Origin of the sequence: Mucilaginibacter sp. NFR10, from assembly GCF_900100445.1 — a bacterium.
In the GTDB taxonomy this organism is placed as follows: Bacteria; Bacteroidota; Bacteroidia; order Sphingobacteriales; family Sphingobacteriaceae; genus Mucilaginibacter; species Mucilaginibacter rubeus.
Map to the genome: position 1 here is coordinate 1,425,568 of NZ_FMTV01000001.1, position 16,275 is coordinate 1,441,842.

At 43.3% G+C, this 16,275-nt stretch carries 9 protein-coding genes; 1 reads left to right on the forward strand and 8 read right to left on the reverse strand.

Annotated features, from left to right (window positions below; all coding sequences use genetic code 11):
• Nucleotides 1-25 precede the first annotated feature (25 nt).
• From BLP33_RS05880 to BLP33_RS05895, 4 genes are all read right to left on the reverse strand, one after another.
• Complete coding sequence (locus tag BLP33_RS05880; protein ID WP_090525789.1) at nt 26-1,564, reverse strand: RagB/SusD family nutrient uptake outer membrane protein; 1,539 nt, start codon at nt 1,562-1,564, stop codon at nt 26-28.
• An 18-nt stretch (nt 1,565-1,582) separates the two neighbouring features.
• The gene (locus tag BLP33_RS05885; RefSeq protein WP_254780066.1) at nt 1,583-4,936 is read right to left on the reverse strand and encodes a SusC/RagA family TonB-linked outer membrane protein; all 3,354 of its coding nucleotides are present in this window, start codon (nt 4,934-4,936) and stop codon (nt 1,583-1,585) included.
• Nucleotides 4,937-5,058: 122 nt separating this feature from the next.
• Nucleotides 5,059-6,003, reverse strand: a complete 945-nt coding sequence (locus tag BLP33_RS05890; protein WP_090525790.1) for a FecR family protein — start codon at nt 6,001-6,003, stop codon at nt 5,059-5,061.
• A 70-nt stretch (nt 6,004-6,073) separates the two neighbouring features.
• Nucleotides 6,074-6,667, reverse strand: a complete 594-nt coding sequence (locus BLP33_RS05895) for an RNA polymerase sigma factor (protein WP_090525791.1) — start codon at nt 6,665-6,667, stop codon at nt 6,074-6,076.
• A gap of 123 nt (nt 6,668-6,790) precedes the next feature.
• Between BLP33_RS05895 and BLP33_RS05900 the strand changes: the two genes are divergently transcribed.
• Nucleotides 6,791-7,768 carry a 3-keto-disaccharide hydrolase gene (locus BLP33_RS05900; protein ID WP_090525792.1) on the forward strand — a complete coding sequence of 326 codons (978 nt, stop codon included), beginning with the start codon at nt 6,791-6,793 and terminating at the stop codon, nt 7,766-7,768.
• A gap of 87 nt (nt 7,769-7,855) precedes the next feature.
• Here the strand turns inward: BLP33_RS05900 and BLP33_RS05905 are convergent, their stop codons facing one another.
• The 4 genes from BLP33_RS05905 to BLP33_RS05920 form a co-directional block, all read right to left on the reverse strand.
• Nucleotides 7,856-9,298 (reverse strand): rubredoxin, encoded by a 1,443-nt coding sequence (locus BLP33_RS05905; RefSeq protein WP_254780067.1) that lies wholly within the window; start codon nt 9,296-9,298, stop codon nt 7,856-7,858.
• A 4-nt stretch (nt 9,299-9,302) separates the two neighbouring features.
• Nucleotides 9,303-12,818 (reverse strand): nitrate reductase, encoded by a 3,516-nt coding sequence (locus BLP33_RS05910; RefSeq protein ID WP_090525793.1) that lies wholly within the window; start codon nt 12,816-12,818, stop codon nt 9,303-9,305.
• Between the two features lie 120 nt (nt 12,819-12,938).
• Nucleotides 12,939-14,231, reverse strand: a complete 1,293-nt coding sequence (locus BLP33_RS05915) for an MFS transporter (protein ID WP_090525794.1) — start codon at nt 14,229-14,231, stop codon at nt 12,939-12,941.
• Between the two features lie 106 nt (nt 14,232-14,337).
• Nucleotides 14,338-15,879 carry an alginate export family protein gene (locus tag BLP33_RS05920; RefSeq protein WP_090525795.1) on the reverse strand — a complete coding sequence of 514 codons (1,542 nt, stop codon included), beginning with the start codon at nt 15,877-15,879 and terminating at the stop codon, nt 14,338-14,340.
• Nucleotides 15,880-16,275 lie beyond the last annotated feature (396 nt).

Here is a 16,275-nt window from a genome sequence, read left to right on the forward strand (position 1 = left end):
AGCAGGGATGATAAGTTTTAATGGATCAATAGCCCGGGTTTTGAGTCATTTGACCCGGATTTAAATCAATTTCGGGCTGAGGGATGGGATATAACAATTTGTTGGCTGTTACATTGTATGTATCAGGTGTAAGGTAGTTTACCTGAGTTTTTAGTACAGATCCAAAAGCGTTCATCACGTCAACAGCTTTGCCGGTGCGTACAAGATCGTTCCAGCGGTGGTTTTCGAAGGCCAGCTCGACCCGGCGTTCATGTGCTATGATAGTGCGCAAAGATGCCTGGTCGGCAGTGGTTGTTGCGGGTAACCCAGCCCTTGACCTTACGGCATTTAATGCTGTTAAAGGTGATTTACCCTGCTCATTTTGTGCTTCAGCCAAAAGCAGCAATGCATCTGAATAACGGTAAACAGGGAAATTATCGCTTGAACCTGTAACTGCTATCAGCGGTGGATGCTCATATTTTTTAATATAAGGCACGCCCATTTTACCCGCCGCCGGTATATAACCAATAACACTTTTATTGGCTGAATAAACAAACAGGTCACTGGCATTATAGGTACCTTCAACAATTCCTATTGAAGCATCAAGACGCTTGTCATTGGGCTCATAGGCATTGATCAAATCCTGTGTAGGTGTATTCCAGCCACCGGTTGAGCTGTTGTTGATATTAATCCCGGTGATGATTGAGGTGTTGGTACTCCGCGGCAAAAAATGAAAAGGCAGCGGATTTGGGGTTGTGCCTAAAACTGTTCCTTCTAAAAACTGGATGTCAAATAATGATTCTTTGCTGTTTTTATTTCCGGGTGTAAAGGCATCTGCGTAATTAGCGTTTAATCCGTACCCCATGCCCGAAAGCGTATTTAGCAACGTTTCGGCATCTGCCCATTTCTTTTGAGTAGCGTAAACCTCGGCCAGGAGAATCGTTGCCGATCCTTTGGTGGCTTCTCCTGTTTGAGGGAATTTCGCCGGTGCACTCAACTCGCTGATGGCATCCTTAGCATCGGCAATAATTTGATTATATATCGCGTCAGCTGCTGAACGTGGTAAAAAGGCATCTTCGGCCTTGGTCACTTCCTTTAAAAATAAAGGAACGCCACCAAATAACCTAACCAGTTTAAAGTAATAAAAAGCCCTTAAAAATTTGGCTTGCCCATCAATGGGCGCCTTAACTGCTGCATCAAAATCTGTTGTTTTCAATCGCTCAATAACAATATTGGTGCGGGAGATGCCGGTATAGCAATGCTGCCAAACAGCGTTTATGTAATCGTTAGTAGATGTATTTGTGAAGTTTGAAATGCTTTCGCGATATAAATATGCAGTACCGCGATTGCTGAGATAAGGCTGGTAAATGGTATTGTCCGAGCGCATTTCTGAAGTAAAGTAATCGTTTACCAAAACGTCACGCAGTGGTGCGTAGGCGGCGATGTCGGCCTGTTTAAACTGATCAACAGTTTTATAAAATGTAGCATCGGTATAGGAGTCCTTTGGTGTAAGGTCGATAAAGTCTTTTTTACACGAAGCAGCGGTAAGCGCTGTTAATGCAAGGATGATATATGTCTTTTTCATACAATGGTCTTTGGGAGATTATTTAAAAGTTGCTGAAACACCAAATGAAAAGGTGCGTGGGATAGGATAAGCATTTTCATCAACGCCAATACCCAGCGTAGGGTCAAGCCCGGCAAAGTTGATCTCGGGGTTCATGCCCGAATATTTTGTAAATACAAAAGCTTGCTGAACAGATGTATAAACCCTCAGGCTGCGCATCAAAAACTTTTCGCCCAAATTAAACCGGTATCCCAGCGAAATATTCTTTGCAGTTAGGTATGAACCATCCTCAACCCATTGCGAGTTAACCTGCCTTCCCATTGCTGTAGTACCGGTTTTTGTACGAGGATAAACGCCCGAACCAGGGTTTTCCGGCGATCTCCAGCGGTCGGCTGCCGCGGCAAGCATCACACGTGAACCGTCGAGATTGGTTTGATAAGCCCATTTAGCGGCATTTAATATTTTGCCCCCAACTGAAAAGGCCATGTGTATGTTCAGGTCCCAGTTTTTATAAACAAAGTTGTTGGTAAGGCCACCGGTAAATGTTGGCGTTGGATCCCCGATAAAGGTACGGTCGTTCACATCATCGATAACGCCATCGCCATTAATGTCCTTAACCTTGATAGTACCGACGTCAGAAGCGCTGCCGTACTTGGCCGAATTAGCCAGGTCGTTGGCATCTTTATACAATCCTAAAAATACAAAGCCATAAAACTCGCCCAGGTGGTGTCCCTCCTGCTGGCGGTAATAATCAGACGATACCGTGTTGTTTCTGCGGATGTAACCCGGAGAAACCAGGTTTTTGATCAGGTTGCGATCAAAGGAAACATTTAGGTTAGTTGTCCATTTCAATTTCCCGGTAAGGTTGGTTGAGTTAACCGTAAACTCGTGTCCCCATAACTCAATAGCACCCACGTTATCCAGGATGCTGGTAAAGCCCGATGCCTTAGGTATAGGGCGCTGCATGATAAGCCCATCGGATATTTTGTGGTAATAATCGTAAGTGAAATTCAAACGATTGTTAAACAGCGACAGGTCTAAACCGATATCGAATTGTTTATTGCGTTCCCAGCGAAGGTCATCATTAGCCAACCGGTTAATGGTTTGCCCTGCTACAGATGCGCCACCAAATTCATAATAATATTTCGCTATTGTTGCCTGTGCAGCATAGTAACCCGGAAAGAAATTATTACCGGTTACGCCATAGCTCGCGCGGATCTTCATGAGGTTAAGAAAACTGAAACGATCCATGAACTTTTCATCACTTATTACCCAGCCTGCCGATACCGAAGGGAAATTACCATAGCGCTGGTTCGCACCAAAGCGCGAAGATCCGTCACGACGAACAGCCCCCTGCAGCAGGTACCTGCCTTTATAATTGTAGTTAATACGAGCGATACCAGATAACAACGAATAAGCACTATATGAACTGCCACCTTCTGATAAACTTGTAGCCGCGTTTAAATATGGGATATCGTCGCTTGGGTAACCTAAACCGGTTAACGTATTATTAGTACCGCTATATTTTTGAGCAGAATAACCTGCCAGTGCTTCAATATTGTGATCTCCGAAAGATCTATGGTAAACCAGGTTCGCCTCCGCAGTATATGATCCATTATCTACTGAACTGCTGGTTCCGGTGGCCTGACCTACCGTTGAAGTAACTACACCCGACTGGAAATACTGCCGGGTTTCGGCGCCTTTATCTACAGCGATATTAGTTTTAATGCTCAGGCCGGTTAAAAACTCGTAGTTTAAATAGCCATTGGCCAGGATGCGTGTAGTTTTATAATCATCGTTAGTAAGGTTGAACTGGGCCAGCGGGTTAATATAAGCCACCATACCCGGTGAATAAGTATCACGGTTGTAACTGCCATCTGCATTATAAGGCGACTTTAACGGACTGGCTTCAAAAATCCTTTCAAACAAACCGCCAACCCCATCAGTACCTAAACGGTTGTTATGATCAAGGCGATAGCTTGGCGCAAGATTAAAGCCTATTTTTAATTTATTGTTGCTTAATGAAAGGTCCTGATTTATACGCAATGAAAACAATTTGGTGCCGGTATTAATCAGTACGCCCTGCTGCTCCTGGTAACCAGCCATAACTGTCGAACTTGATTTTTCGCGCGCGCTGCGGATGGTGATGTCATAACTTTGAATCGGAGCAGTACGGGTAAGCAGTTTATACCAGTTAGTACCTTCGCCATATTGCTCCGGGTTCAAATAATCGGCTGGGGTAGCTGTTGTATAGCCAGGTTCGTACTGACGGCTATCGGTAAATTTTTCATTCATGTACTGGGCAAAGCCACGGGCATCCATCATTTTTGGAACACGCTCGCCCGGTATTTTCTGCACACCATAATTAGCATTAAATTCAATTTGAGCATCGCCCGGTTTAGCATGTTTTGTAGTGATCAGTATCACGCCATTTGCTGCCCGTGAGCCATAAAGTGCTGTAGCCGAGGCATCTTTTAAAATACTAAAGCTTTCGATCTCGGCAGGATTCATGTTATTGATGCTGCCTGTAACAGGGATCCCATCAATTACTACCAATGGCTGGTTACTGGCATAAAAGGATGCCGCACCCCTAATCCTGAATTCTACACCACGGCCCGGCTGTCCGCTGCTTTGTGCTACCTGAACACCTGCAGCCTTACCTTGTAGTTGTTGGGCAAACTGCATTACAGGCATATCCTGAAGCGGAGCTGCATCAACCTGGGTAAGCGAACCCGTTACTTCCCTTGCACGCTGTTTTCCATAACTTACAGTAACTTCTTTTAACTGGCTGCCAGCCACAAGGCTTATATTTAAGGTAGTTGTTTGATTACCGTTGATTGTAACATTGGCAGATTCAACACGGGTGTAACCCACAAATGAAGCGGCTACGGTGTAAGTGCCCTCGGGCAGGCTGATATTATACCTGCCGTCGGCATCGGTCATCATTCCCAACGAGGTGCCAACAACACTTACCGATGCACCGGGCAAGGGCTGCCCGTTTTCATCTGTTACCCTGCCGCTTAGGCGCCCGGTGAGCTGCCTGTAAAGTATGATATTGCCGGCTTGTTCTTTAAAGCCTATCTCCTGCCCTTTTAACAAGGTAGTAAGGATGTTTTTCAGACTTTCATTTTGAAAGGTTGCCGCACTGGTATGTTTATCGGCCAGTTTTAGAAATACTTCGTCATAGGCAAAAACAACGTTGGCCTTTTGCTCCAGTTTTTTTATAACTGAAGAAAGGTCTTGGTTCCCGATGCTGATATCAAGCCGGGTATTAACCCCCTGGGCCGCTAACTCAGTGGCTTTTACCGATACCAGGCCGATGGTTATTGATATGGAAATTAGTAAAAAAGAGATACGCATAAACTGTCTGCATAACTGTGTATGGAAATTCATATTTTTGATTGCTTTGTAATAGTCAAATTTTGCTGAGCATTGCAGGCTGGGGTCGGCAAACCTTCACCTGCTGAAATTAAAGCCGGCTCCTGCTGAAACAGGACCGGTTTCTTTTTAAAGGGTTAATAAATAATTACGTTGGTGCCCTCCTTTCTGAAATGTGCGTTATGTATGGCGCTGATGAGTTTCAGCGTTTCTGTGGCCGGTGTATTGCGCTTAATACGTAAGGTGAATAAATAATCATGCACCCGTTTGCTGCCCGCTTTTAAAGTAAGGCCATACAGGTTTTTAAAAACTAATGACAGTTCCTCAAACTTTACGCGGTTTAAATATGTATCACCATCCTTCCAGCTCTGGCTTTGACCGGCATCCACTTTTTTCTGCTCAAAGGTGCCATCGTCCGTCGTATAACTAAGTTCCTCTCCCGGCCTGAGGAATGACAGCAGTTTTGTTCCTTTACTTATCCCAACCTTACCCGTAACAACAGTAATTTTTACATGAGGGAGGCTATGATATGCGTTGATATTGAACGAGGTTCCTAAAACCTGCACCTGTAAAGGAGCGGTGATAACCCTGAATGGTTTGTGAACATTGTGCTTAACTTCAAAAAAAGCCTCGCCTTCATCCAAATAAACCTGGCGTATGGTTTTATTAAAATTTGAAGGGATCCGTACACGGCTTTGGGCATTTAGCCAAACAACAGAACTGTCGGGCAATGTTAGTTTCCTGATCTCACCGCTATGTGTACTTAAAGTGGTGTAAGTTTCCGGAACTACAGTTGCGGGCTTTCTCAGAAAATAAATCAACGCAGCGGAGCAGCATAACAATAAAATACTTGCAGCAATTCGATAGCTGAACCACATCGACCGTACAGGCGTATTGATGGAGCCGCTGATCTTAGCATGCATAGCATTTCTTACGCGCTCCAGCTCTTCTGCCGGCAGCGCTTGCTTTTCATTCCCGGCATCATATGAATCATACCAGGCTTCAATGATCGCTTTTTCGGTTTCGTTAGTTGCGCCTTTCTGGTACCGGCCCAGTTGTTTTATAAATTTACGTAGCTCCATAGTGGGTTTTCAACAGTAAGTCGTCAAAAGGCCCTAGAGGTACTTATAATTTACATCAACATTTTGTTAATTAATTGTAAAGCGCAAATAGTATTAGTGCTAAATAGGCGGCGCTTTGTTCGGGGTGTTTTTCGGAGATAGCGATACGGAGCCGGCGCAGTACTTCAGAGATGTAATTTTTTACCGTTTGCTCAGCCAGTCCTAATTCGCTGGCAATTGCTTTTACCGAGTGGTTTTCGCTGCGCAGTTCGTAAACCTTTTGCAGCATTTCGGGCATATGCTTAACCGCCTGTTCAAGCGTTTGCTCCAATTCAAGATATCCGGAATGGTCATGTATGGAATTTTCAAGCAATTCTAAACGCTGCAGCGCGTCCTCCAGGCGTACATGCGTAACCTTTTGCGATCTGAAATAACTGATCACGCTCAGACGTACCGCGCTCAATAAATATTGCTCGAAACTTGTTTGAATGTTTAGGGAATGTCTGCGCTGCCACAGTTTGATGAAAATTTCCTGAATGAGGTCCTGCGCTTGTGCTTCGTCATCAAGCCTGGCACGGGCTGCCTGGTACGCGCGCTCCCAATAACGCTCAAACAGCAGATCAAAAGCCGAATGATCGTCTTCCCTGATTCGTGAAAGTAAAATAGTATCGGCAATTTCTATCATTTGATGCTACAAACCTACATTACTAATGTTAACTAAACTTTAAGAAAATGATCGCTGCATGGTTGTTACAAAAAACTAACCGTCTAATAAAATATTGGATGATAGTTTGTAGATTTAAAAATTATGAGAAACCAACCTACTATTAAAAAGAACTCAAATAGCAGATTCATCCGCATACAGCTCATCGCAGGATTGCTGCTTTTAATGATTTCGGGAGCCAAAGCTCAACAGGCAAAGGACCCTGCCGTTATCGGCCGATGGGATATAACCATCGACAAAGGTGGCAAAAGCCTTCCTTCCTGGCTGGAAGTTCAAAAATCAGGCACACATACCCTGATTGGCCGTTTTACCTATGCTTTCGGAAGTGCGCGACCAATATCAGAAGTAAAACCACATGACAGCAAATACAGCTTTTCTATCCCGCTGCAATGGGAAGAGGGAAACCGGAACATGGATTTTGAATTTGAGGTTAAGGGCGAAGAATTAACTGGAACAATGGTATATTCAGATGGGGTTACTTATCATTTTACAGGTGTCAGAGCTCCGTCAATGACAAGGACAAAGGCACCGGTTTGGGGCAAACCTGTTAAACTGTTCAACGGTAAAGACACCAAAGGCTGGCATACGGACGGCAAAAACCAATGGGTAGTAGAATCGGGCATATTGAGGAGCAAGCACTCCGGCGCAAACCTTATTACCGATCAAAAATTCAGCGATTTTAAATTACACATCGAATTTCGCTATCAAAAAGGCAGCAATAGCGGCGTTTACCTGAGAGGGCGCTATGAGGTACAGGTTATCGACACTAAAACCGGTGAGCCTGAACCTATCAATAACCAGTTTAGCGCTATTTACGGTTTCCTGCCGCCTAATAAAATGATGGCAAAAAATGCCGGGGAATGGCAGTCATATGATATTACGCTGGTTGGCAGATTAGTTACCATTGTAGCCAATGGTACTATGGTAATATGCCAGCAGGAAATTCCGGGCATTACCGGCGGGGCTATCGACAGTAAAGAAGGTGAACCAGGGCCGCTCCTGATTCAGGGGGATCACGGACCTATCGATTACAGAAACATTATCATTACTCCCGCAAAATAAATTATCGAAGGTATATTATAAAAAAATCGGCCTGTTTAAACTAAGCAAACAGGCCGATTTTTTTCAAACTGATTTATTTAAAAACAATTAATCGGCTTGATACATCAGTTCTGCAAAGTTTTCCTTTTCGGCGCCGCAGGTTGGGCATTCATAGTCGCTTAAATTTTCAAATGGCATTCCGGGTTCTATATTATTAAAGATATCTCCATACAACTCGTCATAAATAGTGAAACAGCTTTTACATTGATGAACTGTTTTTTGATTGGGTGATTTAATTTCAGTATTGGTTTTGCTTACCGGCAACGGTGATAGATTATTGATTTGTTGTTCATAAAACATATCGCAAAGCGCTGTCAGGTGCCTGCTTAAATCTGCTTTGGCAACACCTTGTTTATAAATCACAAATTCGCGGGTATTGTGGTTAAAGTCACGTGTATGCACAATTTCAAATTCATCGGGCATTCGCGCGCGGATCATAATTGAGCCATAAATCCCCGATTTAGGCGACCGCTTTATGGCAAAGCTAAGTCCATATGTTCGCAAATCGGCCTCTTCAAATTCGCTTACCAATTGCTGCTTAAGCTCGAGGCAGGGATTGCAAAGGTCTTCAACCTGCCAGTTAAGCTCATTTGAAGCATGCCTGATGTTTACCCGGTATTTATTAAGCAGGTTACCCCATAACGGCCTGTGCTTTGCCTCGATATTTTTAATGAGTAAGGATTTCCACGGGCTAAAATACAATTGTCCAACCCTGGTTTGCATACACAGGTTGCAGATTTCTTTCAAAAACTCAATATCAAAAAGCTCGTGGCGCCTGTAAATACCCAGCCAGTATTTATTACCCTGTTTGTTAAAGCCCTCATAATAGGGTAGTTGAAATTCGGGAATAATAAGCGGTTGATCAATTTCCTGGATTACAAATTGGTAACCGGCAGTAACTAATTGATAAAGCTTATCGGGATTGATTTCAACCTGATCGTAAAACAGCTTTTTGTTGGCAAATATAACCTGTTGTATTGCTTTGCCAATGGCGGGAATATCATCCGAATAAACCAATACAGGCCAGCAATACAGGATATTAGTTTTAGGAAACCTGATATACAAGTACCAGTAATTACTTACCGGCGAAGAAATAAAATTAAGGTTACCTGTAAAAAACGAAGCAAAAGTTTGATTGCTGTCAACCAGGTTTATTTTCAGTTCGGGCTGATAATCAAACAGATCGAAAATATCTTTATAAACACCTTCTTTGAGCCAGTTCTCCTGGTTAAAAATACCATCAGCTATGTACGAACTGGTGATGTTGGGATAAGTATCCTGATTAACTTCATAGTCAATACCGGCACTAAGCATATCAAATTCCAGATCCTCCAACTGTGTTTCTTCAATTTCAAAATACAATTGCTGCCTGTTCCCAAAACGGACCTGTTTAGCACCAGCATTTTGCGCGATGATGAGCATCTCGTAAAAATCACCGGCAGAAGCTACACCGCCGGGTAAATTTATCTTAATTAGTTGCTTATTATCCATTGGTTCAAGCTTTTAATAATTGTTGCTCAAGTACTTCTTCCAACAGGCGTTTTACTTCGGGCCTGCATGATCCGCAGCCTGTTCCGGCTCCGGTTTGGCTGCAAACATCGGCCAGTTGCGTACAGCCGCCAGCTACTTTATTACGGATATTATCGGCCCCCACATTATTACAACTACAAACCAGTTTACCTAAAACAGGTTCGGCCGTTTTACCGCTGCGAAGCAGTTTCAGGCGCTTATCGCTAAGCTCGGTTTTGTTTGCTATCAGCTCTCTGAATTCCTGAAACTCGCCTTTATCTCCAATTAAAATGGTGCCCACCAGCCTGTCCTGGTGAATAATGCATTTTTTATAATAACGCTTGGCCTTGTCTATAAACACAATTTCTTCATAGTCTTTTTCATTCGGGCAATCAGATAAACCGATACTGCACAAATCAAAGCCATGAATTTTGATGATATTCATAAACAGGCTGCCCTTGTAATAACTGGCTATGTCGCCGTTCATATAGCCTGCAACTACAGCAGCTTGTTGTTCCGCAGCAGCGGTTATACCATATAATGTGCCGTTAAACTCTGCTATTTCGCCAATGGCGTATATGTTCGGATCGCTGGTAAGCAAACGTTCATTAACAATTACGCCGCGCTTAATTTCAAGGCCGCAATCTTTTGCAATTTCAAGGTTTGGCGTAGTACCGATGGCCAGGATCATGGCATCGCAGTCAATTTTTCGCCCGCTTTTTAAACCTATACCGGTAAGCTTGCTGCGACCGTAAAATAACTGTACTTCGTCGTCATAAAAAATATCGCAGCCTTGATCAACCATTTCTTCGTGCAAGAGCCTGCTGCCCAACTCATCCAATTGGCGGTTTAAAAATCTTGATGTACGTTGAATAATGGTGATGGTAATCCCTATTTCACGCAGGGAAGCCGCCATCTCCAATCCCAATAAACCACCACCAACAATAACCACATGCCCGTTTTTAGGTACATGCTTTTTGAAATTATCAGCATCGTTACGGCTGCGCATACTGAAGATCCCCGGCAGGGATGGAACGTTTTTAGGAATTGCCGCCCGGCTGCCGGTAGCCAACAGCAACACATCGTAATAGGTTTTTACACCGCGGCTATCGAGGACATATTTGTTAACACGATCTATTTTCTCGACACTTACGCCACGTAATAACTTTATTTTAAGTTCGGGTTCTTCCTCATCCGTCATTTTTACCAGTTGCTCCCAGCGTTGCTCACCGCTGATATAATCTGGCAGCATAACACGATTGTAAAAAGGATGGTCTTCTTTACTGAAAATGATGATCTCATCATCTTTGTTGAGTTCCCGATATGATCGTACAAAGCCGTGCGCACCGGCGCCGGCTCCAACAACCACAATTCTTTGAAATGGCTTTTTATATTTTTGGATATTTACCGCGCAATACTTAAAATCCGGCTCCTTCGATATTGGGTCAAGTGCGTCATTAGTAACATTGTTAATGCGGTGCAGATCATTGTTCAGGATCTTGCCCCAATGCATCGGCACAAAAACGACACCCTGCTTTATCTGTTCGGTAATCCTGGCTTTTACCCTCACTTCCCCCCTTCTGGATGTAATAATAGTTACATCGCCTTCCCTGATCTCCAATGCTTCAGCATCAGCAGGATTGATCTCGATAAATGACTCTTTAATATGCTGGTTAAGCTTATTCACCTTACCGGTTTTGCTCATGGTATGCCATTGATCGCGGATACGGCCAGTAGTGAGAATAAAAGGATAGTCGCCGTCAGGAACCTCGCTGGTATGCGCATCCGGTACCGCGCTTATCTTAGCGTTACGTGTTTCGGTATAAAATTGCTTGTCGGTAAACAAGCGGGGTGTCCCTGGTATCGTATTACGTTTTTTATAAGGCCATTGTATTGACCGTTGTTGTATGATGGTTTCGTGCGTAAGCCCGCTGATATCAATATTGGTTTTGCCTGTTAGTTTAGCATGCTCGGCATAAATTTCTGCGGCATTTTTGAAGTCGAAGCCTTTATACCCCATTTTTTGAGCAAAACGGCAAATGATCTCGCTATCCGGCATAGCCTCGCCTGGTGGGTCAAGTACTTTACTCAAATAACTGATCCGCCTTTCAGAATTGGTCATAGTACCCTCCTTTTCGGCCCAGGCTGCTGCGGGGAGGATCACATCGGCATAAGCCAATGTTTCGGGCTTATTGCTGATCTCCTGAACCACCACAAACTTTGCTTTTTTCAAAGCCTCTTCGGCAAGGCGTACGTTTGGCAAGCTGGTTAAGGGGTTGGTACACATGATCCAGATGGCTTTAAGGCGGCCATCATTTAATGCCTCAAACATCTCCGTTGCGGTAAGACCAGGTTTTGCGGCTATCTCTGTACCTCCCCAAAACTTCTGCACCTCCGCCCTGTCTGCCGGGTTAGTTAAAATACGATGCGCCGGTAAAAGATTAGCAAGCCCTCCCACTTCGCGCCCGCCCATAGCATTTGGTTGCCCCGTTAGCGATAATGGGCCAGATCCCGGCTTACCAACATGGCCTGTTATCAAATTAAGATTCAGGAGGCTTAAATTTTTATTTACCCCAACAGCGCTTTGATTTAGCCCCATTGTCCACATCGTTATAAAACCTTCTGCATCGCCTATATAACTGGCAGCAAGCCGGATGTCGTTTTCACTTACACCGCAAATTGCAGATGATTCAGCAAGGGTACGTTCAAATACCAATTTGCTGTACTGCTCAAAACCATCAGCATGATTGTTTACAAAATCAATATCGATATCCCCGTTCTCTATCAATACCCTGCCAATAGCGTGGTTAAGGGTGATATCGGTACCCGGGTTTAACTGCAGGTGCAGATCGGCATTGCTGCAGGTATCCGTCACCCGGGGGTCAACAACAATGATTTTCACATCGGGATTTGCGGCTTTATGCGCTTCAACCCTTCGCCATAAAATAGGATGGCACCAGGCTGGGTTAGCTCCGGTAACATAAAAGCAATCGGCCAGTTCAATATCGTCATAGCATACAGGTACAGTATCCTCGCCTAAAGCAATTTTATACGCGGCAACCGCGCTGCTCATACATAAACGCGAATTAGTATCTATATTATTACTGCCAATAAAACCTTTAATTAACTTATTGACAACATAATATTCTTCAGTAAGGCACTGGCCTGAGGCATAAAATGCAACCGAATCCGGCCCGTATTTATCAATGAACGTTTTAAAAATGGCTGCTGTGCGCTCCAATGCGTCGTCCCAGCTTACCCTTTGCAGGGGCATGCTTTTGTTATAACGCATTTGAGGGTACACCAGCCTGTCGGTTTTATCATTAGCTGTGTAATGCAGGTTAAGCCCTTTACTGCACAACATGCCTTTATTTACGGGATAGTCCTTATCGCCCTCAAGCGTTATACTGCCATTTTTTTCTTTATTAATTACCACGCCGCATCCTACTCCGCAGTAGCAGCAAGTACTTTTAAATGTATTTTGAGGGCGTTTATTCAACATTTCTTTTAAGCTAAAAGCTTAAGGCTGAAAGCCAAAAGCTCTTTTATTTATTACTATTTATTATGTATTTTAAGCAGAAAGCGTTAATGGCTTTCTGCTTAAAATTTTTTTGCCCGGGCTTTAAGCTCCTAAAGCTAAAGCAGGCTCATCTGCTGTTTGAGCTTCAGCCTGTTTTTGAAAACGGGTGATCAGCACAATCACGGAAATCACTATAACAGTTATACCGATGTAGGTAAATGCCTGTATATAGGTGATATGCTCCGATTTAAAAAGAAATCCAAACAACATCCCGCCAAGGTTACCGCCCGCACCCACTATACCACTTACCATCCCAACATTTTTACTGTTGATGAAAGGCACTATGCCATAGGTGGCGCCATTTGACATTTTGAGGAACAGTGCAAACGAGAGCATGGAAATAATAGCCATTGTAAGGTTGCCCGAATTTGCAAACAGAACAAGACCAATGCCTTCCAGCAGCAGTACGCCGGCAAGCAATAAGCCCTTGCCCCGCATTCCGAATTTGCCACCAACTTTGTCAGATACAATGCCGCCTAACGCGCGGGCAAAAATGTTCATGAAGCCAAAAATACCTGCCCAGAAACCGGCCGAACTTTGCGACAAATGAAAAGTATCTACAAAATGCAGAGAAGCTACATTATCAAAAGTGATCTCCATACCAAAACACATCGCATAGGCCAGTGTAAGTGCCCAAACACGCCAGTCGGCCAATATCGACCAATCGGTTTTTGATGGGTTGGTTTTGGCATAACCTACTTCATCATAGTTACCGTTAGGCGTGTCTTTGGTAAATTTCCAGTATACAAATGCAATTATCAGCATCATTACACCCGGAACTATCATGGCATACCTCCAGGCTTCGGCCTTGGTAAAGCCGGCCCCTACTATAGCAGCAAATATTAAAGGCATCACCATATTGGTTACTCCACCGCCAAGATTACCCCAGCCTCCGGTTACCGCGTTGGCTGTGCCTTTTATATTCGGCGCAAACATCATCGAAGTATGGAACTGAGTAATTACAAACGATGAACCTATTACACCGATTGCCAAACGAAACAATAAAAAAGACGTGTAATCATGTGCCAGACCTACCAGAAATACAGGTAAGGACCCTATTATTAATAACCTGACTGCTGTTTTGCGCGGCCCCCAGGTATCACAAAGTTTACCTATAATAAGGCGGGCAATAATTGTTGCAGCTACAGATGCAATGATGGTGTTACCCACTTGTCCTTTACTCAAATGTAATTCGGCACGGATGGTTGGCATTAATGGCGCCAGTCCGAACCAGCCAAAAAAGCAAACAAAAAACATGAGCCAGGTAATGTGAAAGGTGCGCATCTGTACGCCCTTCAATGAAAATATGTTGAGTTTGGTAAGTTGTTTTTCCATTTTTTTAAGCTTAAAGCTCAAAGCCTAAGGCTAAAAGCTGTTTGTTTGTACTTTGATTTTTTAACATTTCTCGCTTTCGGCTTTAGCCTTAAGCTTTTAGCCTACATTACTTATTCAAAAACTCAGGTTTGATATTAAGCTGCAGGTACGCCCAAAACGGGTGCAGTTTGCTGCTATCCGGCGTTAAACCTTTGGCATACTCCATGCTGTGGGTTGCTGCCATGTAAGATAAGCCCAGATCAACAGCGGTAAATTTGTTAAGCTTATAGCTGTTGGTGAGATCAAATTCAGTACCCAAATATTTGTCGATAGGTTGGCCGTTTGTTCCTTTCTGATCTTTAGCCAACAGAAAGTAATGATTAGCCAAATCAACGCTAAATCGCTTATTATCTGAAAGATATTTGATTTTAACGTAAGGGTTGCTCAAGCCGCCGGTTGGGGATCCGGTGCCTGCATAAAAATAGTCCATATAGCCCCAGAACTTATGCGGAGTACCATACAATGGGTCAAACCTGTGATTGGTTTTTGAAGCGGACAGCGCATCATTTCCAGACAGATAATCCCATCCGGCTGTATAAGCCATGTTACTGCTTTTGTATGATAAAGATGCGGTATAAGTGTAAGCACTTAACTCAGCACCGTCGCGATCATGACCTCCCTGGTAATAAAATCCAGCGGTAGCAGCCCATTCATCTTTGCTGCCGAAAACGGGATTAACAAGCAGCCCGGTTGTATAGCGGGTATTAACTCCTGGTTGATTAAACCGGCGGCCATATATATAACCAACATCTTCGCCTGATACATTTTTTACCGAATCGAGCTTGTATTTAGCAAACTGATCGGCCAGGAAAAGGCCGGTTACTTTAGTTTTATTAAATTTTTTAGCAAAGTAGAGATATTCAAGTGCTTTATAGTTCTGGTTTTGCCCGTTAGTACCGGGAGGATTTAAAAATGAGAGGTTGCCGTTTTTGGCGCTAATACCAGAGGCATTGACTAGCGGGATAAGCCCGGCAGGGGTGTTAGCCAGATTACCTTTGCTATCCTTTACTGTAGCGGGTACATTGGCCGGTGTATAATAGGTGCCATTATAGTTAATAGCATCAGAGCTTTGATTAAAGGCAGCGCCGAGATCAACCTGCCAGCCTGATTGAAGAAGTTTTAATACGATGGCGTCGTGCCTGCGGGCTTGCTGAATCCAGTCGGTAGCGCCAAGCAAGCGTTCATCGTCATAGCTAATTTCCTGGCGACCAGCTTTTATGGCGAAATAATCGACAGGTGATTTTTTAAAGGAAGTGTCTTTTTTGTTGGAGAGGATCAGCTCGGCCCAGGCTTCGTGAAGGCTTAGCCGGCTGCCGTCGTTGATAGTAATAGTTGAGGCATCCTGGCCCCACAGCCTTACATCCTGTACGGATGTTTGGAAAACAAGCTTGCTGCTTTTGTAATTAAAGGTGAGCCGCGTTCGTTGTGACACAAAGGCCGCGTTTTTGTTACCTATCGGTTCTAAAGTTCCATAACCATCACGTAATTCGCCCCTTGTTTTGATCTGCCCTGTCAAAGACAGCTGCGCAGAAGCATTATAAGAAACGAAACATGATATAATTAATAGAATTTTTCCAATAGTGTATTGATTAGATACATTTTTGTACATTTGAATTGGTTTTTTATTTGTTAAAGCGATTAAAAACTATTTAACCCTGTCTGGGAATGCGACCTCCCGGCAGGGCTTTTTTATGAATTTTTGATTTTTACCATAGGCTCAACCTTTTTTGATTTATTTGTCTGTTTAATTATGATAAATATAACTTATTTAATGATTGCGTACAAATAATTGATTTTTAAAATGAATTTTTATGATTAAAATCATTAAAAACTATATTTTTTGATAAAAACTCAAATTACAAACGGTCAAAAACAGCTGAAATGCATTTTTAACAATTTATTAATAGATAAAAAACCAATAAACCATCGCAAAAACCAAATTAAAATCCTTTCAACAAAATAAAATCATTATAAAAAATCACATACACCGATATAAAGCCATTTT